Origin of the sequence: Streptomyces huiliensis, from assembly GCF_020037025.1 — a bacterium.
Classification (GTDB): Bacteria; Actinomycetota; Actinomycetes; order Streptomycetales; family Streptomycetaceae; genus Streptomyces; species Streptomyces huiliensis.
Genome location: NZ_JAIQLH010000071.1, coordinates 1 through 22,176, shown reverse-complemented (window position 1 = coordinate 22,176; position 22,176 = coordinate 1). Strand labels below are relative to the sequence as shown.

Genomic DNA, 22,176 nt, shown 5'->3' with positions numbered 1-22,176 from the left:
TACTGCAACACCGAGCTGCCCCGGTGGAACACCATCTCCATCTCCGGCTACCACATGGCCGAGGCCGGTGCCTCGCCCGCGCAGGAGATCGCCTTCACGCTGACGAACGGCATCGAGTACGTCCGCACCGCCGTCGCCGCCGGCATGGACGTCGACGACTTCGCCCCCCGGCTCTCCTTCTTCTTCGTCGCCAGGACCACCCTCCTCGAAGAGGTCGCCAAGTTCCGCGCCGCCCGCCGGATCTGGGCCGGCGTGATGCGCGACCGGTTCGGCGCCCGCAGCCCCCGGTCGCAGATGCTGCGGTTCCACACCCAGACGGCCGGTGTCCAACTCACCGCCCAGCAGCCGGAGGTGAACCTGGTCCGGGTGACCGTCCAGGCCCTCGCGGCCGTGCTCGGGGGCACCCAGTCCCTGCACACCAACTCCTACGACGAGGCCATCGCCCTCCCCACCGACAAGGCCGCCCGCCTCGCCCTGCGCACCCAGCAGGTCCTCGCCCACGAGACCGACGTGACCGCGACGGTCGACCCGTTCGCCGGCTCCTACGCCGTGGAGTCCCTCACCGACGACCTGGAGCGGGCCGTCCTCGGCCTCATGACCCGGATCGACGACATGGGCGGCGCGGTGGCCGCCATCGAGCGCGGCTTCCAGAAGGCGGAGATCGAACGCAACGCCTACCGCATCGCCCGGGAGACCGACGACGGCGACCGCGTGGTCGTCGGCGTCAACCGTTTCCGGCTCGACGAGGAGGAGCCGTACGAACCCCTCCGCGTCGACCCCGCCATCGAGGCCCGGCAGTGCGAACGCCTCGCCGCCCTGCGCGCGGCCCGTGACCGGCGGGCGGTGGACACCGCCCTCACCCGGCTCCGGGAGGCGGCGTCCGGGACGTCCGAGAACGTCCTGCCCCCGATGAAGGAGGCGCTGCGCGCCCGGGCCACGGTGGGTGAGGTCTGCGGGGCGCTCCGCGAGGTCTGGGGCTCCCACGTGCCCACCGAGAGTTTCTGACCGCTCCCTCCCCGTCCGGTGGATTTGCGACACTGGACCGATGTCCGCACCCCGCCGCACCTGCCCCGTCTGCTCCCGCGAGATCGCCGTCGTGGGCGGTCGCTACGCCCGTCACGACCCGCCCGGCCGGCGGGTCTCCTACGAGCTGGTCTCCTGCCCGGGCTCCCGCCGCTCCGCACCCCTCCTGGCCACCGAGCCCCGGCTCTTCGACCCGGAGGAGCCGCCGATGGACGGGCAGGGACAGCTGTTCTGACGGGAGCGGCGGAGGAGAGAGGCCGGCCCGGGTGCGGCTAGCGGGCGCAGACCACGTCCTCCCCGGGACGCTCCCCGGTGAGGAGGAAGTCGGTGACCTTCCGGTCGCCGCAGGCGTTCCCCTCGCCCAGGTACACGCCGTGGCCCCCCTTGTCCACCGTCACCATCCGGGCCCGCTGCCCCAGCGCCTCCCGCATCTTCAGCGCGCCGAAGTACGGTGTCGCGGGGTCGCGCAGGTTCTGGATCATCAGGATGTTCGACGGGCCGTCCGAGGTGACGCGGGTGGGCTTCTCGGCGGGGGCCCACTTCCAGAAGGCGCACGGGAAGACACCGACCGACAGGCCTCCGGTCAGGGGGTACCGCGCGCGGTCGGCCACCACGTCCCGGGTGGCCGCCGGTATGGAACGCCGCGGCCACCGGACGTCGTTGCATATCGTGGCGATCGTCACGGCCGCCTCGTGCTCGGGCACGGACCCGGCCAGCGCGGACGGCAGGACCGGCGTCGCCTCCGGGTCGCGGGCGTCCTTGATCAGTTGCGCGGTGCCGGCGAAGGCCTTGTCGCTGTACATCGCCAGCTGCAGCGCCTGCCGCAGCCGGTTGCCGGTGAGCGGCTTGCCGGGCGTGGTCGTCGGCTTCGGGTGGCGGTCGAGCCGCTCCGCCAGGGCGAGGACCATCGGCCGGACGTCCCCGGCGTTCTCGGCGAGGCGGAGCCCGCCGCCGCCCTCCGGACCGTCCTTCTCCCGGGCGGGGTCGGCGGCCCACCGGGCGAAGTCGGGGAACCGGAGCTCCATGGCCCGCGACATGTTCGCCGACCAGCCGCGGGCCACCCGCCTCGGGTCCGGGTCACCGTTGCTGTCGAGCACCCAGCGGTCGGTGCGGTGCGGGTACTTCTGCGCGTACTGCACGGCGACGTACGTGCCGTACGACGAGCCCCAGGCGGAGAGCTTCTCCTCGCCCAGCGCCTGCCGGAAGGAGTCGATGTCGCGTACCTCGTCGGCCGTGCTCATGCTGCGCAGCAGCGGGCCGCCGTTACGCGCACAGGCGTCGGCGATGCGGCGGGCGCGGCGCACGCTGTCCGAGACGTCGCCGCCCGGCCCCGGCCAGGGGCGGAGGTTGACGAGGTCCCGGTCCTCGTCGCTCAGTCCGCAGCCCGTGCGGTCGCTCGCGCCGAGCCCCCGCGGATCCAGGGCCACGAGGTCGTAGGCGCCGCCCAGTTCCTTCTGGAGCGCCTTCCCCTTCTGGGTCAGCCGCTGCGTCCCCGAGCTGCCGGGGCCGCCGGGAATGACGATCAGCGTGCCCCGCCGGGCCTCGGGCCGGTCGCTGAGCACCCGTGACACGCCGAGCCGGGTCCGCGGCCCGTCCGGATCCCGGTAGTCCAGCGGCACGGAGAGCTCGGCGCACTCCTGCCGGGCCGGCCCGTTCTCCTGCGCGCAGGGTCTCCAGCGGAGCTCTGGAGCCGAACCGCCCGCGGCGTGCGCGGGCACGGCGGAGAGGGTGGCGGCCACGGCCGAGACGGACAGGGCGAGGAGGAGGCCCGAACGGGCGGTATGCGTCATGACCACAAGGGTGGTTGACGCGGCCGTCCCGCAACATCAGGGAAACCCCCCGTTCTTGGGTGGGGGAACCCTTCCGGGAAGTGTTCGAGTCCAGGCCGCGCCGGGTGGGCGGCACGCCGTCACGAGAAGGAACGCACGACCTCGATCTTCCCGATGATGTGCTCGTTGAAGACCTCGAGCTCCTCCGCGGGCACCCACAGCTCCAGAATCGTCCGTCCGCCTGCCTGGCGCACCGGGTAACGGGTCAGGAATTCCGCATCCACCTCGAAACGGGTGACGTGGCCGGCTCCGTCGTGGCGGACGTTCCAGTCCCGGGCGATCCTGACCGCGTAGTCCTCGTTGAGCACCGGATAGAAGATCGGCTGCTCCGGCAGCCGCGGCGGCCAGGCACGCCAGTCGAGCTCCTCCAGCAGAGCCAGCTCCTTGGGCCCGACAGGGCGCCAGAGTGTGGTGGTACGCGGAGCGGGACGGCTGTGCATGGAGCTTTTTCCGGTTCGTTCGGCCGCGCCGGGACGGCGGCGGGTGGTTTTCGGAGAATGTACCGGCGGAAACCCGCACGAGCGACGGGAATTGCCGGCGGCCGCGCCTACCGTGAGAGAAGGGTCCGGCGGGAAGGGGTGCGCGATGGCGGAGTTCGGGAGCGGTGAGCCGGACGGGGTCGTGGGGCTGGGGCGCGCGTTGGCTCGGGGCGAGGTGTCCGCGAGGGAATCGGCGCTGGAGGCGCTGCGGCGGATCGACGTGACGCAGGGGACGCTCAACGCTTTTCGGTGGGTCCGGGACGAGGGAGCCCTGCGGGACGCCGACGCGGCCGACCGGCGGCTGCGGGCGGGGGAGCGGGGAGCGCTGCTCGGGGTACCCGTCGCCGTCAAGGACGACATGGACGTGGCCGGACTGCCCACCGCCTTCGGCTGTCCCGGCGACTTCCCGGTGAAGCGGGCCGACAGCGAGGCCGTACGCCGACTCCGCGCCGCGGGGGCCGTGATCGTCGGGAAGACCAACACACCCGAGCTGGGGCAGTGGCCGGTGACCGAGGGACCGGCGTTCGGGGTGACGCGCAATCCGTGGAACACGGCGTACACGCCCGGGGGTTCGTCCGGCGGATCGGCGGCGGCCGTCGCCGCCGGGATCGTGCCGGCGGCCCTCGGCTCGGACGGCGCCGGATCCGTGCGCATCCCGGCCGCCTGGACCCACCTGGTGGGGATCAAGCCGCAGCGGGGCAGGATCTCCGCCTGGCCGGAGCGCGAGGCGTTCCGCGGGCTGACCTGCGGCGGAGTGCTGGCACGCACGGTCGCGGACGCGGTGTCGCTGCTGGCCGCCGTGAGCGGCTCGCACGCCGGCGACCTGCACCGGCCCGCTGCCGTGGACGTCGTGGCGGCCCTGGAGCGCCCTCCGCGGCGACTGCGGATCGCGCTCTCGCTGCGGCCGGCGTTCGCCGCGGTGCGGCACCGGCTCGACCCCCGGGTGCGGGCCGCGACCCTGCGGACGGCGGAGCGGCTGGAGGCGCTGGGCCACGAAGTCATCACCGAGGAGCCGCGGTTCGGGCCGGTGGGCCTCACGTTCGTCCCCCGGTCCATGTCCGGGATCCGTGAGTGGGCGGGCCGGGTGCCCGAACGGCGGCTGCTCGACGGGCGGACGCACCTCAACGCGCGCGGCGGACTGGTGCTCGGCGGCGCCGTGTTGCGCGCGGCGCGCGCGGCGGAGGCGCCGCTCCGGGGCAGCATGAGCGCGCTGTTCGGCCGCTACGACGTGCTGCTCACGCCGACCACGGCCACGCCGCCGCTGCCCGTCGGGGCGCTGGACGGGCTCTCCGGCCGGGACACGAACTCGCTGATGATCACGGCGTGTCCGTACGCCTGGCCGTGGAACGTCCTGGGCTGGCCCGCGGTGAACGTCCCCGCGGGGTTCACGGCGGAGGGCCTGCCGCTCGGTTCCCAGCTGCTGGGACCGGCGGGCGGCGAGCCGCTGCTGGTCTCCCTCGCGGCGCAACTGGAGCGTGCCGAGCGGTGGTTCGAGCACCGGCCCGCTACCGACTGGAGTGCGGGGGAGTCGGCGGCGTAAGGGCGGGGCGGCCGTCGTCGCGGTCGGGGTCGGGGTCGGTTCGGGTTCGGGCGCCGGTGCCGAACGGCCCGAAGCGGGAAGGTTTCTTCTTTGGGCACGACACCAGCCGAGAAGGATTTTTCCCTGTAAGTCACCATTATTTCCCGGCTCATCGCCCGACATGCCGTAGATGCCCAATCCGGCCCGAGACGCAACCCGTCCGAGTGAGACGTCGAGGGATGCCGTGCTCGCGATGCGTATCCGGCGCTAGCCTCCTTGCGGGATGGCGGGGCCAGGACGGTCCGCAGGCGTGCCGGCCGCGGTGTCGGGCGGGCCGTGCGGGCCGGGCAGGGACGGCGCCGTCCGGAGGGAGGGGATGACGATGAGAACCGCCGTGACCTTCGGCGAGCTCGCCGCGCTGCAGGGCGAGGTGCTGCCGCCGCGTACGGTGCTTTCCAGCCTGGCGGCGGCCGGCGGGGACCCGTCGTTGTACCCCATGCTGGTCAGGACGGACCACGGCACGACCGTCGTCTACGCCTGCCAGTACCGGCAGGACGCGGGCAGCCCCGGTCTCCTGGCGGCGCTGGGGCTGGCGCCCAGCACCCCAGGACACACGGTTACCTGCATCCCCGCCGGAATCACTACTCATTGACCGCTGAACCGCTGACCGCTGACCGCTGACCGCTGACTGCTGACCGCTGACCGCTGAACCGCAGCCGCCGACCGCGTTCACCGTACGCGCGGCGATGCGACATGACCCGTTCCCGCGGCATGGCCCGTCCGCGCCGCGTTCCACCAGAGAGATCGAAGGTCTCATTCCCGGGCGGCCGTCCGGCCGGGGATGGAGCGTCCGGTCCCGTCGGTCCGACGGCCGGGCGCGGAGGCCCGGCGAGTGCGGTCGATCAGGGCAGTTGCCAGGGCATCCAGTACATCCCAGGGCATCCAGCACGACCCACGTCCAGAGAAAGGGATTGGAATGGACAACCTCATCAGCTTCGAAGAGCTCGCCGGGGTCTCGGGCGAGGTGCTGCCCGAGCGCACGGTCATGGGCATCATGGCCGTCCCGTTCGGCCCCGGCGACGGCGGCACCGGCAGCGCCGCCGGCAGCTCGTCGAGCGCGGCCAGCGGCGGTGGGGTCTTCGCCCCCGTCCCGCACGACCACGGCACGACGGTCCTGTCGTCCTGCCAGTCTCTCGACCACCCGCAGACCGCGGGCCTGCTCGGTTCGCTCGGTCTCCCGTCCCAGAACACGACCACCAGCGTCACCTGCACGCCGGCGGCCATCTCGAGCCACTGATCCGGTCCGGGTCGCCGGCCCGGTAACGGAACGCCGCACTCGCCCGGTGGGGGAGGGCCGCACGCCCTCGGTCCTCCCCCGCTGTGGCGGGGTGCGCGCATACGCCAAGAACGCGGTGCGGTCCGGCGGTTGTACGCCGCCCGCCCACCTCGATCCTCCCATCCGTCCTCGCCCCTGAAGGCCCGTCACCTCTCGGAGCGCATCCATGACCCTGCCCTTCGTCCCGGGCGCCGGACGAGCGGGTTCCTCGGCGGGACGGCGGCCGGCCCCGGCCGGGCAGGCGGCCGGAGAACCCCGGCTGGTGCCCGGCATCGAGCTCGTCGGCGCGTTCGAGGGGTCCGGTTACCGCGACCCGCCGCACCTGGTCTGCCGCCCCGACGGGCAACTGGTGCGCCTCCCCAGCCTGCTGTACCAGGTCGTACGGGCGCTGGACGGCCGGTGTGAGGAACGCCGTGCGGGGCGCCATGACGAGCACGACGAGGGAGCGCCGCGTGACGGGGGAGCGCCGCCGGGCGGCGGCTCCGTCATGGCGCGCGTGGCGGACGAGCTGAGCCGGGAGACCGGGCGGCGGTTCACCGCCGAGCACGTCGCGTACCTCATCGACGAGAAGCTCGCCCCTCTCGCCGTCACCACCTACAGCGACGGCTCCCCGCCCCCGCCGGCCCGCCGGAACGACCCTTTCCTCTCCTTCCGCTTCCGGCTCGCGGTGCTGCCCGAGCGCGTCACCTGGTTCGTCTCCGGCCTCTTCGCGTGGCTCTTCCACCCGCTGCTGGTGTACTTGGCGGTCTGCGTCTTCGTCGTCGGCGAGGCGTGGGTGTGGACCACGCAGGAGACCGGGATCGCGCTGCAGGCGGTGCTCACCGCCCCGGGCGGCGTCCTCCTCGTGGTGTTTCTGGCCCTCGCCTCCTGCGTCTTCCACGAGTGGGGCCACGGCGCGGCGTGCCGGTACGGAGGAGTGCGGCCCGGCGCCATGGGCTGCGGCATCTACCTCGTCTGGCCCGCCTTCTACACCGACATCACCAACTCCTACCGGCTCGGAAGAGCCGGCCGCATCCGGGCCGACCTCGGTGGCGTCTACTTCAACGCGCTGTTCGTCCTCGGCCTGTTGGCGCTGTACGGGGCGACGGGGTTCCAGCCCCTCCTGGTCGCGATCGTCGCCGTCAACCTGGAGATCATCCAACAGCTGCTGCCCACCCTGCGGTTCGACGGCTACTACATCGTCGCCGACCTCGTCGGCATCCCCGACCTCTTCTCCTACATCGGACCCATCCTCAAGCGCGTCCTGCTCCGGCGCCCGGCGGACGAGCGGCTGCGCGCGCTCAAGCGGTGGCCGCAGACCGTGGTCGCGTTCTGGGTCCTGTGCCTGATCCCGGTGCTCCTGCTCCAGGTCGGCATCCTCCTGTACAACCTGCCTCGGCTCCTCGCCGCCGACTGGCGGAAGGCCCAGTGGCTGCTGGAGAACGCGGGCGCGTCCGGTCACCAGATCCTCGGCATGACCTCGGCCTGCCTGCAGATCGTGCTGCTCGCGCTGCCCATCGCCGGACTGCTGATCGCCCTGGGGCGGCCCACGCGTTCGCTGATCCGGTTCCTGGGCCGTAAGGCGGGATGGGGCCGCAAGGTGGGGTGAGGCGGCAAGGCGGGATAGGGCCGCAAGGTGGGGTGAGGCCGCTAGGCGGGGCAGGGCGGCGGGGCGGCGACCGGGAAGTGACGCCTCGGCGCCCGCGCCCTCCGCGCACGCCGTGGCCCTCCGCGCTCTCCGTGCACGCCGTGGGCGGTTCCACAGGTGAGGCGAGCTACGGCGCCAGGATGTCCAGTTCGGCCATCGCGCCCGTCGCGATCTCCCGGGTGAGGGCCTCCGCGCGCTCCGCGTCGTGCAGGCGGACCGCCTCGGCCACCTGGACGTGCAGCGTGACCGCGGCCGGGTCCGGGTCGGTGAACATCACCTGGTGCCGGGTACGGCCGGTGAGCACCTCGGCGACGACATCGCCGAGGCGGGCGAACATCTCGTTCCCCGAGGCGCGCAGGACGACGCGGTGGAACGCGATGTCGTGCAGCAGGTAGGCGTCCAGTTGCTGGCCCCGCGAGGTGGCCACCATCCCGAGCGCGTGCTCGGTGAGTTCGGCGCACTGCTCCGGGGTGGCCCGGCGCGCGGCGAGGCCCGCCGCCACGGGCTCCACCGCCGAGCGGAGCACGGTCAGCGACCGCAGCTGGCGGGGCCGGTCGGGGCCGGCCAGCCGCCAGCGGATGACCTGCGGGTCGTAGACGTTCCACTCCTCGGGCGGCAGCACCGTCACGCCGACCCGCCGCCGCGAGCTGACCAGGTGCATGGACTCCAGGACGCGTATCACCTCGCGGACGACCGTGCGCGAGACCTGGAAGCGCTGTTCCAGCTCGTCCGTGCGCAGCACGCTCCCGGGCGGGTATGCGCCCGCCGTGATCGCGGGTCCCAGGGACTCCAGCACCCGTGCGTGCGGTCCCTGCCCATGGTTGGCCATGGGATCAGCCTACGTGTCCATGGCGAACGCGATTAAGTATGACGTTTGGGTCACAGAGGCTTGATACGTCGTACTTCATCAGGTTCAGTGGAGCGGCAACCGGCGCCGAGGATGACGCCGGAGACAGTGAGGTGCACATGACCACCGCCGACAGCGGAGCGGTTCCCGGCGACGGGACGCCCGGCGCCCCCGCCCCCGCGGCGGCCCCCCGGGTCGTCGTCGTGATGGGCGTCGCCGGTACCGGCAAGACCACCGTCGGCCCCCTGGTGGCGGACGCCCTGGGCGTCCCCTACGCCGAGGGCGACGACTTCCACCCGCCGGCGAACATCGCCAAGATGTCGTCCGGCACCCCGCTGGACGACGCCGACCGGGCCCCCTGGCTGGACGCGATCGGCGCCTGGGCACGCGGCCGGGCGGGCCGGGGCGGGGTGGTCAGCTGCTCCGCGCTCAAGCGCGCCTACCGCGACCGGCTCCGGGCCGCCGCGCCGGGCGTCGTGTTCCTGCACCTCACCGGCGACCGCGAGCTGATCGCCGGCCGGATGGCCGCCCGCAAGGGGCACTTCATGACCACCCGCCTGCTGGACTCGCAGTTCGCCACGCTGGAACCGCTCGGTGCCGACGAGGCCGGTGTCGCCGTGGACGTCGCCCCCGCGGCAGCCGTCATCGCCGAGCGGGCCGCCGCCGCCCTGCGCAGCATCTGATCCACCGGGCCGCGATCCGGCAGGTCGCGGCCCGCCCCGATAAGGCCCGACCTGGTCACCCCCGACCGGTCACCCCCGCCTGTCCCGGCCGGACGGGCGCGTCCTCCCGGGCGTTCGTCCCTCCCCGGCCGACGGCGCGCACGGCCGTCCCAGGCCCCCACCCCCGCGGCCCCGCCGCGCCCCCACCCACCCAAGGAAGCCCCGTGAGCACTCTCAGCGTCGAGATGCTGGCCGCGGCCCCCGCCGAACCGATCACCTCGGCGGGCCACGCACAGCTGGGCATCGCCGTCCTCGCCGGCATCGCCGTCATCGTCCTTCTCATCACCCGTCTCAGGCTGCACGCCTTCCTCGCGCTGACCATCGGTTCGCTGGTGCTCGGCGCCGCCGCCGGGGCCCCGCTGGACAAGGCCATCGCCAGCTTCAGCGCCGGTCTGGGCTCCACGGTCGCCGGGGTCGGCGTCCTCATCGCCCTCGGCGCGATACTCGGCAAGCTGCTGGCCGACTCCGGCGGCGCCGACCAGATCGTGGACACGATCCTGGCCCGGGCGAGCACCCGGTCGATGCCCTGGGCCGTCGTGCTCATCGCGGGCGTCATCGGGCTGCCGCTGTTCTTCGAGGTGGGGATCGTCCTGCTGATCCCCGTGGTGCTGCTGGTGGCCAAGCGCGGCGGGTTCTCCCTGATGCGCATCGGCATCCCCGCCCTGGCCGGCCTCTCCGTGATGCACGGCATGGTCCCGCCGCACCCCGGACCGCTGGCCGCGATCGACGCGATCGGGGCCGACCTCGGGGTGACCCTCGCGCTCGGCGTGCTGATCGCCGTGCCGACCGCGGTGATCGCCGGCCCGCTGTTCTCCCGGTTCGCCGCCCGCTGGGTGGACGTCGCCCCGCCCGAGAAGCTGATGCCCCAGCGCCCGTCCGAGGACCTGGAGCGCCGCCCGGGCTTCGGCGTCACCGTGGCCACCGTGCTGCTGCCGGTGGTGCTGATGCTGGTGAAGGCACTCGTCGACGTCGTCGTGGACGACCCGAAGCACCACGTCCAGCGGGTGGCGGACGTCGTCGGCTCCCCGCTGATCGCGCTGCTCGCGGCCGTCCTCGTCGGCATGGTGACCCTCGGCCGGGCCGCCGGCTTCGGCCGCGACCGGCTGGCCTCCACCATCGAGAAGTCCCTGGCCCCGATCGCCGGCATCCTGCTGATCGTCGGCGCGGGCGGCGGCTTCAAGCAGACGCTGATCGACGTGGGCGTCGGCCGGATGATCCTCGACTTCTCCAAGGACTGGTCCGTCTCCGCCCTGCTCCTGGCCTGGCTGATCGCGGTCGGCATCCGGCTCGCGACCGGTTCCGCCACCGTGGCCACCATCTCGGCCGCGGGCCTGGTGGCCCCCCTGGCGGCCGACATGAGCACCACCCACACCGCCCTCCTCGTCCTGTCCGTCGGCGCCGGCTCGGTGTTCTTCAGCCATGTGAACGACGCCGGCTTCTGGATGGTGAAGGAGTACTTCGGCCTGGAGGTCGGGCAGACGCTCAAGACCTGGTCGGTGATGGAGACGCTCATCTCGGTGGTGGGGCTGGGGTTCGTGATGCTGCTGTCGCTGGTGATCTAGGCGCCACGACGGGCCGCGCCGCCCTTCCCCGGCCTCAGTCCGTGTCCGCTCGTGGAAGCGTGAGGTCCGAGCAGCCGTGCCGCCGGACGGCGTCGCGGGCGAAGGCGGCCAGCATCGCCTGCTGGGCCCGGCGTACCGCCGGAGTCCGGGCGGACGCGTGGGAGCCCCTCTCGGACGTCAGGGTGAAGCCGGCCTGACCGAAGAAACCACGGCACTCGGCAGTGGCCCAAGAGCCGATCGAACGTCCGTCGGTACCCGAGAGAGAGGCGGTCTTCTGCTGGGCGAGCACCTCTCGTGCGTACGGCCCGTAGAAGGCGCCGAGGCGGTACAGGCGCCCGCCACGCCGGTCGGAGACGATGCAGTCCTCGACGGGCCCGTCGTCGGCGGCGGTCTCCTCCACGGTGTGCCCGCCACTGACCGCGAACGCGTCGGCCGCCGGCTTCAGGGCCCGGCAGGTCCCCGCGGCCTGGTTCAGGGGTATGGCACCCTCGTCACCCAAGGGCGGCGGGCTCAGGGTCTTCACCGGAGCCCCCGGGGCGGCCTCACATCCCAGCTTCCGGGCCGCGCGTTCGGCGGTGCCGGTGGTCAGCCGGGCCAGCGTGCCCAAGGCCTTCGGATCGCGGAACACCTCCGTATCGCTGTTCAGCCGGAACCCGGTGACGTTGACCATCAAGGTCCTGTCGGTGCCACGGCAGGGCAACAGGACGGTGGCGTCCGTGTTCGCCGCGTTGGGCAACACGGCGCCTGACCACCCGTTCCCGATGGGAACGGCGGTGAAGGCGAATGCGGCCGGACCTGGTCGGCCCAGCCGGCTCAGGACATCTCGGGTCTTGTCGGCCCAGCCGATGTCCACGTCGACGACACCGGTCTTCCCGCCACGCGGCAGGACGACGCACCGGTCCACCCAGCCGAGACCACGTGCGGCGTCCGTACGCTTTTCGGCGTGCAACCGGTCTCTGTCCAGGAACGCGGACAGGTCCTTCTTCGACAGAGCGCCCTGGCACGCCTGCTTCATCGACCGGCTGTCTTCGAGGCGTTCGTAGCCCCCGAAGGCGAAGAACGCGCCGGCGGCAGCGGCCAAGAGCGCCACGGGAGCGCCGACGGCCAGGAGAATCCGTCGGCGCTTGCGTCGGCCCCTGCCGGGCGCGTCCTGTGGTGTCGACGGCGCGTCGGCCGGTGACGTGGTCATGGGGGACGGTGCTGCCCTTCCGTTGGGATGTCAGGGGTTGCCGAGGAGGTGCTTGCCCCAGTTGTCGCCACGGGTGAAGTGGCTCAGGGTGTCCGCGGTGAGGCCCTGGATCTCGTTCTTGTTCCTGATGCCACGGCCCTCGGCCCAGCCGTCGACCATGCGGACCAACTGGTTGTTGGCGTCCAGATACTCGTCCGTGATCTTGGCGGACGCCTCGGTGTCGGCCGCGGCCTTGGCCTCGTTCCCCCAGGCGAAGGTCCAGGTGTCGACGCCGCGTTGCAACCAGTCGCCGGCGGGGAGGTAGTTCACCCCGCCACCGAGGATGTGATACGCGACCTTCGCCTTCCAGTCGGCCGCGGTGTAGGCGGACGCCTTGGCGTCGTTGATCACGTCTTCGCGGATGGCGCTGTAGACGCCGAGGACCGCGCCGGACTTGTCGATCGGGGTGGACCGGTCGTGCCCCTGGGCGTCTCGGGGGATCCTGCCGAGTTCCTCGCTGATGTACTGCGACTCGGCCTTGTGCAAGGTGGCGTAGGCCTCCGGGCTGTCGGCGAGCCCGCGCATGACATGGACCAGCGTCTTCGCCGGGACGGACATGTGACTTCTGCCGTCCCGCGTCCAGGCACCCTCGCCGTCGGCGTGCGCGATGTAGTCCTTGTCGACGGCACTCAGAATCTCGTGCGTGTCACCCGAGTACTCGCCGAGCGCGTTCGCGAGCGGCTGCTGGAGATTCTTGTGGATGGGACTCTGGTCGATGTTCTCGACGATTTCGTGCATGACGCGCGCTTGGGCCGCGTTGTGAACGGCGGTGGGGTTCGGGTGCTCTCCCGGCCCCAGCGGCTGGTGACCGGTGGCGGCGGCCTCCAGGGCCGCGCCGAGCCCCTCGCGTCCCGTGATGCCGACCAAGGCCTTGTCCTCGTGTATCCCGGCGGGCCCGACGTAGGCCGTCTTGGGCCACTCGCGGTCCTTGAGCAGGTAGGTCAGGCGCTCGTTCGTGCCGTGGGGGCCCGGGTCGAGGAACGCGTTCGAGGCGTCGGGCTGTTTGGCCATGATGCCGAGCAGGCCGTCGAGGGCGTCGTTGCCGATGCCTTTGTGGCCGCCTCCCCACTTGGTGAGGAAGCCGGGGTGCTTCTTCTCCGCGGCGATGATGTCGTCCCCGGTGTCCAGGAGGAACCGATTGCCGTAGTGGTCCCCGTGCTTCATCAGGTCGACCATCACCTGATAGCCGTTGAGCGGGTTGGTCTTGCTGCCGTAGTTCTCCTCGCCGGCTTTGCGCAGGTTCTCACGCCAGGAGCTGTAGAACGACGTCTTCGGGTCGCGGGTGGCGGTGGAAACACCGGCGGCGAGTCCGTTGCGGATGTCCTCGTACGCCGACTTGTTCGTGTCGTCGCCGATGAGGTCGCGGAGCTGTTGGTTGAACTCGATGGCGCCCTTCGGCCCGCCGACGCCGTCGAGAAAGGTCCGGGAGAACACCTCGTCCTTTTGGTTGTCCCGGAACAGCCGCCGCATCTCGTCGAGTTCGGAGGCGCTCAGCTCCTTGCGCGAGCGGAGCTTGGCCCTGAGCTCGGCGGCCCGTTCACCCTCGTACTTCTCGATGTCGCCCTGCGCCTGCGCGTTGAATTCGTGGCTGATCCTGAACCAGCCGTCCGCCGGCCGGAGCCCGGCGGCGGCGCGCAGCGCGAGCTTGACTCCTTGGTCGGCGTCGTCGACCTGCCGGACCGCCTTCCTGATGGCGTCCGTCCACTTGGTCTCCGCCGCTCGGGTCCTGTTCTGCCAGCCCGCGAAGTCCGGGTCGTTCCTGGCGCCTTTGTCGACCCGGCTCCAGTCGTAAGTGACCTTGCCCTGGGAGTCGACGAGGAAGTGCTCCTTCTTGGCCTCGGCGGTCAGGTCCTTGACGGCCTTGACCAGCGTGGTGAACTGCGTGTGCGCGTCGCGCAGCAGCGAGGCGACCGCCTTCGCCTGTTTCTGCGCCGCGGCCAACTGGCTCTGGGTGCCCCGGAACCGCGCCGACGCCGAGTCCGCCGCCACGCCGAGCCATTCGCCGTCGTCCGATACCGTCCGGACCTTTTTGGTGTAGAGCGTCTCCACGGAGTGGAACTTCCCCGCCATCTCGTCCCACTTGGCGGCCGCCGTGGCGAGGGAATCCAGTTTGATGGTGACGACGTCCTGATAGGTCAGCGACATGTCCGCCGTTCGCCCCTTCAGCCGTTGCCTCGGTCGCCAGACGGCGGCAGGAAGCGATCGAGGATGCCGGCGGTGCGGAGGTCCTGGCCGCGGAATTCGATGCGGGCGCTTCGAAGAGCGCTCTTGTCGGCGCTCAGACGATTCTGAAGAGCCGCTACCTGCCTGTCCCATTCGTCGGCGACATCCTTGAGCCCTGAGCCGGCCGCCCACCCTGTAAAGCCGGTCACCGCCGCGGTGGTCGCCTCGTCGGCGTATGTGCCGGCCCGGCCGGTATCCGGCTGGATATCCGTCTCGAGTGCCCTGGCCGCCGCCGACTTTCCCGGGTCGTTCGTTTTGAGTATGTCCAGGCCCTCTGTCCCCCCACCGGACATGTGGCCGTCACCCCTTTCGCGCTCTCGCGACACAAGTGCCGTCACGCTAAACGGTGATTGACGATGTCGGCCGCCGGCGGCATTGATATTGGCGCGATCCATATGGCCGGACAGGAGGGTGACCGGACAGGAGGATGAGACGACTCGGCGGGCGACGGGGGCGTCGTCTGCCAGGACGGCAGCCGGTCCCGCGCCCGCCTCCCGGGGGCTACGCCCCGGCCGTCTCCGCCAGGTACTTCCGTGCCTCCGCGCCGTCCTCCGTGGCCAGGCCGATGTATCCGTCCGGCCGGATCAGGAAGAGCCCCCGCCCGTAGGCCCGCGCCAGGTGACCGTCCGCGTCCGTCAGGCGCGCGATGCGCACCAGCGGGCCGGCGACGTCCGCCGGAAGTTCGTCCTCCGCCGCGCGGCCGACCGCGAGCAGGGTGAAGTGCCCGGTGCCCAACAGGTCGAAGAGGCGGACCGGTTCGCCGGAAGCCGTCGCGCACGGCGCGTCCGGCGCCCGGTCGCCCGCGCGCGGCGCGTCGTCGGCGAGGCCGGTGCGCGTCTCGCGGCTGAGCGGGCTCTCGCGGTAGTGCAGGTCGAGCTGGTGCGCGTCGCGACCGCGGCGCGCGCTCAGCTTCAGCCCCTCCTTCCCGGCACCCTGGTGGATGCGGGTGCTCAGGCCGAGCACACCCGCCGCGACGGGCAGCCGTTCCGCCTCGTACGAGTCGAGCAGCGCGTCCGGCGCGCCGTGCCGCACCACGTACCCCAGCTTCCAGCCCAGGTTGAACGCGTCCTGGACGCTGGTGTTGAGCCCCTGGGCCCCGGCGGGGGAGTGTACGTGGGCAGCGTCCCCGGCGAGGAACACCCGGCCGTCGCGGAACCGTTCCGCCATCGCCGCCCGGGCGCGGAAGACCGACGCCCAGTCCACCGCCCCGGCCGTCAGCCCGGTCCGCTCCGCGACCAGCGCCCGGACGCCGTCCGGCGACGGGTCCGGCTCGCCGTCCTGGAAGGCGGCGATCAGCTGGAAGGCGTCCGTGGCGTGCAGCGGGCAGATGCCCACCATGCCGGCGGGGTGGTCCTGCCAGGTGTGCCAGTGCGTCCGCGGCAGGCCCTCCAGGTGGACGTCGGCCACCAGCATCGGCGTGGGGTCGACCGTCTCGCCGGTGAACGGGGTGCCCAGCAGGTTCCGCACGGTGCTGCGCCCGCCGTCCGCGCCGACGAGCCAGGGGGCGCGCACGGTGGACGACGCGCCGTCCGCGGTCTCCAGGTGCGCGGTGACGCCGTCCGCGTCCTGTGCCAGCCCGGTGAGCCGGGTGTCGAACTCGACCGCGCCGCCGAGTTCGCCGAGCCGCTCCCGCAGGATCTCCTGGGTGCGCCACTGAGGCAGCAGCAGCGGCTCGCCGTACGGCGCGTCGGGCGTCGGCTCGACCCGGGTGAACATGTCCCACTCCGCGACCATCTCCCCGTCGCGCCAGCCGCTCATCAGCGGTGCGGGACCGCCGTCCGCGAGGAAGCGGCCGACGATGCCGAGCATCCCGAAGAGCTCCAGCGTCCGCGGCTGGATCCCCTTGCCGCGCGACCCGACGAAGCCCTGCCGTGCCGCGTCGATCAGGCGGAACGGGACGCCCTGCTCGGCGAGGACGCAGGCCAGGACCAGGCCGGACGGTCCGGCGCCGACGATCAGCACCTCCGGGTTCCCGACGGCCCCCGAACGGAACGTAGCGGGCGTAATGGATGTAGCGGACATGGCAGAGCCCCCTTAACGGCGTTCAATTTAACGTCGTTAAGGATCCGCTGAACGGCGTTAAGCTGTCAAGGTGGGAAATCGACTGGACCGCGACCAAGTGGTGGGCACCGCGCTGGAGCTGCTGAACGACGTGGGCCTGGAGGGGCTGACCCTGCGCCGCATCGGCAAGGAGCTCGACGTCCAGGCGCCCGCGCTCTACTGGCACTTCAAGAACAAGCAGGACCTGCTCGACGCCATGGCCACCGAGATGCTGCGCCGGATGAACGCCCTGCAGGAGCGGGAGCAGGAGGCGGAGGGCGGGTCCGGGACGGGGACGTGGCAGGAGACGCTGGCCGGCAGCCACCGGACGCTGCGGCGGGTGCTGCTCGCCTACCGCGACGGCGCGAAGGTCTACAGCGGCACCCGCTTCACCGACACCTCGTACGCCATCCCGATGGAGCGGTTCCTCGCGCCGCTGGTCAGGGACGGTTTCACGCCGGGGGAGGCCGCCCGCGCGTTCTACACCGTGTACTGCTTCACGATCGGCTACGTCATCGAGGAGCAGTCGGCGGCGGACGATCCGGGTCGCGGCGTCAAGGGCATCGACGTGGCGGAACGCGCTGAGCGGCTGGCGGAGTTCCCGCTCGCGGCCGCTGCCGGGGCCGAGCTGTTCGGGGACGCGGACGCCGGGTTCGAGGCGGGCGTCGCCGCGATCGTGGCGGGGATCGCGGCGACGCGGGAGCGGGGCCGAAAGGTGAACTGATCGTCAATCGGCGCGGGGGTCAGGCGTCGGCGGCCGGCTTTCCCTGCGGGGCCTTCTCCAGCCCCCGCCGCAACAGCGGCGTCAGGCGCCGCTCCACCCCCACGTGCAGCACCCACGCCAGGGCCAGCATCAGCGTCACCGTCAGCACCAGCACCCCGTACGACGGGATCCCCAGCCTCCGGTGCAACACCTCCACCACGACCCACCCGAGGTGCTCGTGCACCAGGTAGAACGGGTACGTCAGCGCCCCCGCGACCGGCAGCCACCGCCAGGACGGCCACCGGTCCCCGCCCACCGCCACGGCCGCGACCGCCGCGTAGCCGAGGGCGAGGACGGCGATGATGACGAGGGGCGAGCGGTACGAGAAGTGGTGCGGGCCGGGCGGGTGCCACAGGCCCGCGACGGCGTGGTGCTGCCCGATCAGGAAGCTCATCGCGACGATGCCCCAGGCCGTGAGCGAGTGGCCGTACCGGTGGACGAGGTAGAGGCCGATGCCGCCGATGAAGAACGACGAGTGCTCCGGCATCACCACCACCTTGAGCGCCTCGGCGTGCGCGGCCGTGGTGAGTGCCGAGGCGAGCGTCCACACCGCGCAGAAGAGGACGACGCGGTGGCGGGTCGCTCCCGGCAGGACGACGAAGAGCGCGAAGAGGGCGTAGAAACGCACCTCCACCCAGAGCGTCCAGCACACGCCGAGCACCCGCTCGGCGCCGAAGGGCTGTTGCAGCATCGTCAGGTTGACGAGGGTGTCGCTGGCGGACACCGAGCCGTAATGCCGCGCGAACGGGAGCGCGAAGGCGGCGGTGACCAGCAGGATCGCCGCCCAGTAGGCGGGGTAGAGGCGGGCGGCGCGGGAGGCGGTGAAGGAGCGGAGGGAGCGGCCCCAGCCGCTCATGCAGATCACGAAGCCGCTGATCACGAAGAAGAGTTGGACGCCTAGGCAGCCGTAGGCGAAGGCTTGTGACAGGTGGGGGAATTGGTGGCGCGGGGAGGCGCCCCACGCCTTGGTTATCTCGCCGCCTCGGCCGCCGTAGTGGTACAGGGCGACCATGAGGGCGGCGATGAGGCGGAGGCCGTCGAGGGCGGTGAGGCGGCGGTGGTGGCGGGGGGTGGAGTGCCCCGGTCCCTCCCCTTCGCCGTTTCCCGGGGCTGCGCCCCAGACCCCGCTTGTCGCGGCTCCGCCGCTCGTCCTCAAACGCCGGACGGGCTGAAGAGCGGGCCGGCTCACTTGCGTCCCTTCCCGCGCAGCCGCCGCTGCGCCACCCGCGCCCGGCGCGCCAGCCGCCGGACCGTCGGGTTGCGCGGGAGGAAGGCGAGGCGGGCGGGGAGAGCGCCGGGGAGGCCCAGGACCGTGAGGCGGCGGCGTTTGAAGTAGCGGCGGGTGCGGGCGTTCAGGTGCCGGGCGAGGTAGCGCTCGGCGGCCGGCCGCAGGTCGGGGACGACGCGCGGCTGCATCGCGTAACCCACCGCCGCCAGCAGCTCGTTCAGCCCGGCCGCGTCCGGCGGAGCGGTATCACCGGGCGCCCCCTCCAGCGCGGGCAGCAGCGCGTCGACGATCGTGACCGGCACGCGGTTGCTGTTCTCGTACGGCGTGAGCCGGTCCAGCAGCAGGTCGGTGCCGGTCCGGGCGGCCGGAAGACCGTAGAAGGCGCCCGCCGTGACCAGCGCGGTCGAGAAGCAGCCGGCCACCAACGCGGGCCGCAGCCGCTGGAACACCACTTCCGCCAGAGCGGTGCCCTCCAGCACCGTGAGGCGGACGCCGAGCCGGTCCGCCTCCTCCTCCAGCAGCCGCGACCAGCGGGCCGGCGCCGTCGGGTGCGGCTTGAAGACGACGTCCCGGTGGCCGCGTCCGGCGGCGCCCCGCAGCATGCGGACGTGCAGCCGCTCCTCCTCCTCGGGCGTGAGGATCTCCAGCGCCGAGAGGTACTGGCCGAGCAGCAGCGCGGCGCCCTCCGGGGCGGGCGGCAGCGACGTGGCGTCGGCCAGTTCGGCGAGCACCTTGGTGACGACCTCGCCGGGGACGATGTCGGGGCGGACCCCGAACTCCCGCAGCAGCAGCGGACGCAGGCCCGGCACGAGATCGAGGTGGAGCAGCCGGCGCACCCGGGTGCCGACCAGCGGGTCGAGCCTGCTGCGCGTGGGGCCGTAGCTCATCAGGCCGTCCGCGTAGACGTCCAGTGGGGCGTCGGGGAAGATCCGGGCCACCGCGAGCGCCGGGTCGACCTGGAGGGATTCGAGGACGAGCGCGACGTCGTCCGTCCCCAGGTCCCACAGCAGCCTCAGATGCCGCTCCCACAACGGGACGTCGTCCGGGCGCGGGGACCAGCCGCCGGGGTGCAGCGGGCTGATCGCGTCGTTCCAGGAGAGGACGTCGTCGAAGCGGGTGCGCAGCCGGTCGAAGCCGGGGGCCAGGTCGAGGCCGGGCGTGGTCTCGGGGACGGCGGCGTTGTTGGCGACGAGCAGCAGCCGGCGGCCGGCCGCGGGGAACAGCCCGGCGTCGAGGGCGGCGGCGAGGGTCGCGGCGCCGTAGAGGGTCGAGGCGAGGAAGATCTGCGCGGTGCGCGGGTGGCCGGGCATCAGGCGGGGACCCCCGCCCGGGGTGCGGGGACGGGCCGGCGGCGCAGCCTGCGCAGCCGGGTCGCCCGGTCGGCGTCCATCGCGTTCAGGGCGTCGTTCAGCAATGCCGGGGGCATCCGTTTCATGGCGGCGGCACTCATCGAACGCAGGGCGCGGGCGACTTCGGGTTCGAAGCGTTCGATGGAGCCGAGGTGGTGGGAAATGATCGCGCAATACGTGCGCACGGCTTTCGGCAGCAGCGTTTCCGCATCGCGGTCCCGGCGCGTTTCCTCGATCACCTGGTCGAATGCGCGCAGGAAATCCAGCTGCCGCACGTCACCTATCTGGGTGAGCGAGGAGGCCACTCCGCGGCGGTAGAAGATGCCGAGCAGGCCGGTGACCGCGAAACTGCGGGCCTCGCGGTGCAGGCGCCAGATCCAGGGCCGGTCCTCGGCGGTGCGCAGGCCGTGCGGGAAATGCAGCAGCCCGTCGTCGAGCAGCCTCCGGTGGTAGATGCCGGCCCAGGCGTACGGGTAGTCGACGGACGTGGAGCGGTCGGCCGGGAGTATCGCGTCGCGCGGGTCCAGGACCACTCCGCGCCGGCCGTCCGGGACGCGGTGGAGGGTGCGGTTCCGGCCCGTGCACTGCACATGGTCGGTGCGTACGAAGTCCACCCCCAGACCCTCGATGACCTGCAGCAACCGTGCGTAGTAGCCGGGTGCGAGCCAGTCGTCGCCGTCCAGGAAGGTCACGTACTCGCCGCGGGCCGCGTCCAGTCCGGTGTTGCGGGCGGTGGCCAGGCCGCCGTTCCGTTCGTGGCGCTTCAGCACCACCCCGGGCAGATCGTTCCGGGCCCGTTCCAGCAGGGCGGGCGTACCGTCGGTCGAACAATCATCGACGAATACGAATTCGAAATCCTCGCGGGAGTTCGCATTCAGACTGCGCAACGTGTCCGAGGCATAGGTCTGCACATTGAAGAACGGCACGATGACGGAGAGCTTGACCACCCGCGTCACGGTAGGTGACAGCCCGGCATTCGTTCTGTCCGGCGCCGAAAGCGAAGATGAACGAAGCGCGGCGGAACGGTGAACCGGGCGCGCGCGTCAACCGCTTCGCCGGGTGTCGGCGCGCTGTTTACCGAGTGTTGCGCTCGCGTTGGTCAGCCAAACCGGATCGATTCCTATCGTCGGTTGCGTGCCCTCAGCGCCCTCAGTGTCCTTGATGACTTCGATGACTTCACGCACCGAATCCCCGCCGCGCGTCGCCGTGCTCGCGGACTCCGACACCCGGTGGAAATGGGGAGCGCTCACCGCGCGCCGGCTCGTACCCGGCGCCCGGCTGGACGGCTTCCTGCTGCGCGGACGGGCCACTCCCACCACCCGCCAGCTCACCGAAGTGGGCGTCAGGGCCGACGCGTTGCGCGAGGTGACGGCCGCGGAGTTCGCCGCGGCGGCCGGCCGGCCCCCGTACGACGTCGTCCTCCTCGCCTGCGTCGGCGGCGCCGTCCAGGCGATGCTGCACGCGCTCGCCCGTGCCTGGTCCGGCGACGGGTGCCGGCCGGTCGTCGTGACCGGGTACGTGGGCGTCGTCTACGAAAAGCTCGCCGACGGGCTGCTGTTGCGGCACGGGGCCGATGTCGTCCTCGCCAACTCCCGTCACGACGCGGAGCGGTTCCGCGCGGTCTACGAGGGGGTCGGCGCCCCGGCGGATTCCGTCACCGAGTGCGCCCTGCCGTTCCTCGGGGGGCGCCCGTACGAGCCCGCGCCCCGCGAAGTGCGCCCGTACACCGTCGTGTTCGCCGCCCAGCCGTCCGTCCCGGAGAGCCGCGCCGACCGGCTGTACCTGCTGCGGAGGGCCGCCGGGCACGCCCGGGCGCACCCCGGCCGCGAGGTCCTGGTGAAGCTGCGCAGCAAGCCCGGGGAGCACACGACGCACATCGAGGAACACCCGTACCAGAAGCTCGCCGACCGGTTCCCCGCCGGCCTGCCCGCCAACTGTCGCCTGGTGTACGGCAACATGGGCGCGGTCCTCGACCGCACCGACCTGCTGGTCACCGTGAGCTCCACCGCCGCCCTGGAGGCCCTGCACCGGTCGGTCCCCACGGCCGTCCTCACCGACCTCGGCGTCCGCGAACAGCTCGGCAACCACCACTTCCTCGGCTCCGGCTGCCTCGTCTCCTGGGACCAGCTGGACGCCGGCCGGCTGCCGAAGGCCGAACCGGAGTGGCTGGCCCGGCAGGGCGTCGCCGCCGAGCAGCCGTACGAGCGGGCGTTCGACGCGGCGCGGCGGCGGATCGCGGACCTCGTCGCCCGCGACGAGCTGCCGCCCCCGCGCCCGTACTACACACCCGAGACGGCCCCCGGCTACCAGCCCGCCGTCCTCGCCCGCCACGGCTTCGACCCGCAGGGCCGCCCGCTGCCCGGCCGCGCCGCGCCCCCGCCCGGCCGGAGCGCCCTGCGCC

General features: G+C 72.4%; 20 protein-coding genes. 10 read left to right on the top strand and 10 right to left on the bottom strand.

The window, feature by feature from the left end; genetic code table 11:
- Both JNW98_RS14805 and JNW98_RS14800 read left to right on the top strand, forming a co-directional pair.
- Positions 1-1,005: methylmalonyl-CoA mutase family protein (locus tag JNW98_RS14805; protein WP_223768676.1), on the top strand; the 1,005-nt coding region annotated here is incomplete at its 5' end.
- Positions 1,006-1,045: 40 nt separating this feature from the next.
- A complete protein-coding gene (locus JNW98_RS14800; RefSeq protein WP_223768675.1) occupies positions 1,046-1,258 on the top strand; it encodes a hypothetical protein in 213 nt (70 codons plus the stop codon).
- Between the two features lie 37 nt (positions 1,259-1,295).
- Here JNW98_RS14800 and JNW98_RS14795 read toward each other — a convergent pair whose 3' ends face one another.
- Together JNW98_RS14795 and JNW98_RS14790 are read right to left on the bottom strand one after the other, a co-directional pair.
- Positions 1,296-2,813, bottom strand: a complete 1,518-nt coding sequence (locus tag JNW98_RS14795) for an alpha/beta hydrolase (protein ID WP_223768674.1) — start codon at positions 2,811-2,813, stop codon at positions 1,296-1,298.
- A gap of 119 nt (positions 2,814-2,932) precedes the next feature.
- Positions 2,933-3,292, bottom strand: a complete 360-nt coding sequence (locus JNW98_RS14790) for an ADP-ribosylation/crystallin J1 (protein WP_223768673.1) — start codon at positions 3,290-3,292, stop codon at positions 2,933-2,935.
- A gap of 145 nt (positions 3,293-3,437) precedes the next feature.
- Between JNW98_RS14790 and JNW98_RS14785 the strand changes: the two genes are divergently transcribed.
- The 4 genes from JNW98_RS14785 (at position 3,438) to JNW98_RS14770 (ending at position 7,774) form a co-directional block, all read left to right on the top strand.
- Complete coding sequence (locus tag JNW98_RS14785; protein WP_223768672.1) at positions 3,438-4,871, top strand: amidase; 1,434 nt, start codon at positions 3,438-3,440, stop codon at positions 4,869-4,871.
- A gap of 355 nt (positions 4,872-5,226) precedes the next feature.
- Positions 5,227-5,502: a hypothetical protein gene (locus JNW98_RS14780; RefSeq protein WP_223768671.1), complete on the top strand. Its 276-nt coding sequence runs from the start codon at positions 5,227-5,229 to the stop codon at positions 5,500-5,502.
- A 324-nt stretch (positions 5,503-5,826) separates the two neighbouring features.
- Positions 5,827-6,147, top strand: a complete 321-nt coding sequence (locus JNW98_RS14775) for a hypothetical protein (RefSeq protein WP_223768670.1) — start codon at positions 5,827-5,829, stop codon at positions 6,145-6,147.
- Positions 6,148-6,352: 205 nt separating this feature from the next.
- Positions 6,353-7,774, top strand: coding sequence for a hypothetical protein (locus JNW98_RS14770; RefSeq protein ID WP_223768669.1), 1,422 nt, complete (start codon positions 6,353-6,355; stop codon positions 7,772-7,774).
- 166 nt (positions 7,775-7,940) lie between these two features.
- Here the strand turns inward: JNW98_RS14770 and JNW98_RS14765 are convergent, their stop codons facing one another.
- Positions 7,941-8,642: a FadR/GntR family transcriptional regulator gene (locus tag JNW98_RS14765; RefSeq protein ID WP_223768668.1), complete on the bottom strand. Its 702-nt coding sequence runs from the start codon at positions 8,640-8,642 to the stop codon at positions 7,941-7,943.
- 224 nt (positions 8,643-8,866) lie between these two features.
- On the opposite strand from JNW98_RS14765, the gene JNW98_RS14760 reads away from it, so the two are divergent.
- Complete coding sequence (locus JNW98_RS14760) at positions 8,867-9,343, top strand: gluconokinase (protein WP_223768677.1); 477 nt, start codon at positions 8,867-8,869, stop codon at positions 9,341-9,343.
- 203 nt (positions 9,344-9,546) lie between these two features.
- Positions 9,547-10,944: a GntT/GntP/DsdX family permease gene (locus JNW98_RS14755; RefSeq protein ID WP_223768667.1), complete on the top strand. Its 1,398-nt coding sequence runs from the start codon at positions 9,547-9,549 to the stop codon at positions 10,942-10,944.
- A gap of 34 nt (positions 10,945-10,978) precedes the next feature.
- On the opposite strand, the gene JNW98_RS14750 is transcribed toward JNW98_RS14755, so the two are convergent.
- The 4 genes from JNW98_RS14750 to JNW98_RS14735 all read right to left on the bottom strand — a co-directional run bounded on the left by JNW98_RS14750 (position 10,979) and on the right by JNW98_RS14735 (position 16,417).
- A complete protein-coding gene (locus JNW98_RS14750; RefSeq protein ID WP_223768666.1) occupies positions 10,979-12,133 on the bottom strand; it encodes a hypothetical protein in 1,155 nt (384 codons plus the stop codon).
- A gap of 30 nt (positions 12,134-12,163) precedes the next feature.
- Complete coding sequence (locus JNW98_RS14745; protein ID WP_223768665.1) at positions 12,164-14,317, bottom strand: hypothetical protein; 2,154 nt, start codon at positions 14,315-14,317, stop codon at positions 12,164-12,166.
- Between the two features lie 17 nt (positions 14,318-14,334).
- A complete protein-coding gene (locus JNW98_RS14740) occupies positions 14,335-14,790 on the bottom strand; it encodes a hypothetical protein (protein WP_223768664.1) in 456 nt (151 codons plus the stop codon).
- 106 nt (positions 14,791-14,896) lie between these two features.
- Positions 14,897-16,417: an FAD-dependent monooxygenase gene (locus tag JNW98_RS14735; protein WP_223768663.1), complete on the bottom strand. Its 1,521-nt coding sequence runs from the start codon at positions 16,415-16,417 to the stop codon at positions 14,897-14,899.
- Between the two features lie 70 nt (positions 16,418-16,487).
- Between JNW98_RS14735 and JNW98_RS14730 the strand changes: the two genes are divergently transcribed.
- The gene (locus JNW98_RS14730) at positions 16,488-17,159 is read left to right on the top strand and encodes a TetR/AcrR family transcriptional regulator C-terminal domain-containing protein (RefSeq protein WP_223768662.1); all 672 of its coding nucleotides are present in this window, start codon (positions 16,488-16,490) and stop codon (positions 17,157-17,159) included.
- A 19-nt stretch (positions 17,160-17,178) separates the two neighbouring features.
- Here JNW98_RS14730 and JNW98_RS14725 read toward each other — a convergent pair whose 3' ends face one another.
- From JNW98_RS14725 to JNW98_RS14715, 3 genes are read right to left on the bottom strand one after another with little or no spacing between them, the layout of a single operon-like run.
- On the bottom strand, positions 17,179-18,354 hold the full coding sequence (locus tag JNW98_RS14725; protein ID WP_372459247.1) for an acyltransferase family protein: 1,176 nt from the start codon (positions 18,352-18,354) through the stop codon (positions 17,179-17,181).
- A gap of 29 nt (positions 18,355-18,383) precedes the next feature.
- Complete coding sequence (locus JNW98_RS14720) at positions 18,384-19,736, bottom strand: polysialyltransferase family glycosyltransferase (RefSeq protein WP_223768661.1); 1,353 nt, start codon at positions 19,734-19,736, stop codon at positions 18,384-18,386.
- A complete protein-coding gene (locus JNW98_RS14715) occupies positions 19,736-20,722 on the bottom strand; it encodes a glycosyltransferase family 2 protein (protein WP_223768660.1) in 987 nt (328 codons plus the stop codon). Before JNW98_RS14715 ends, JNW98_RS14720 begins: the two co-directional genes overlap by 1 nt.
- A 223-nt stretch (positions 20,723-20,945) precedes the next feature.
- Between JNW98_RS14715 and JNW98_RS14710 the strand changes: the two genes are divergently transcribed.
- The coding region (locus JNW98_RS14710) for a DUF6716 putative glycosyltransferase (protein WP_223768659.1) at positions 20,946-22,176 on the top strand (1,231 nt) is incomplete at its 3' end.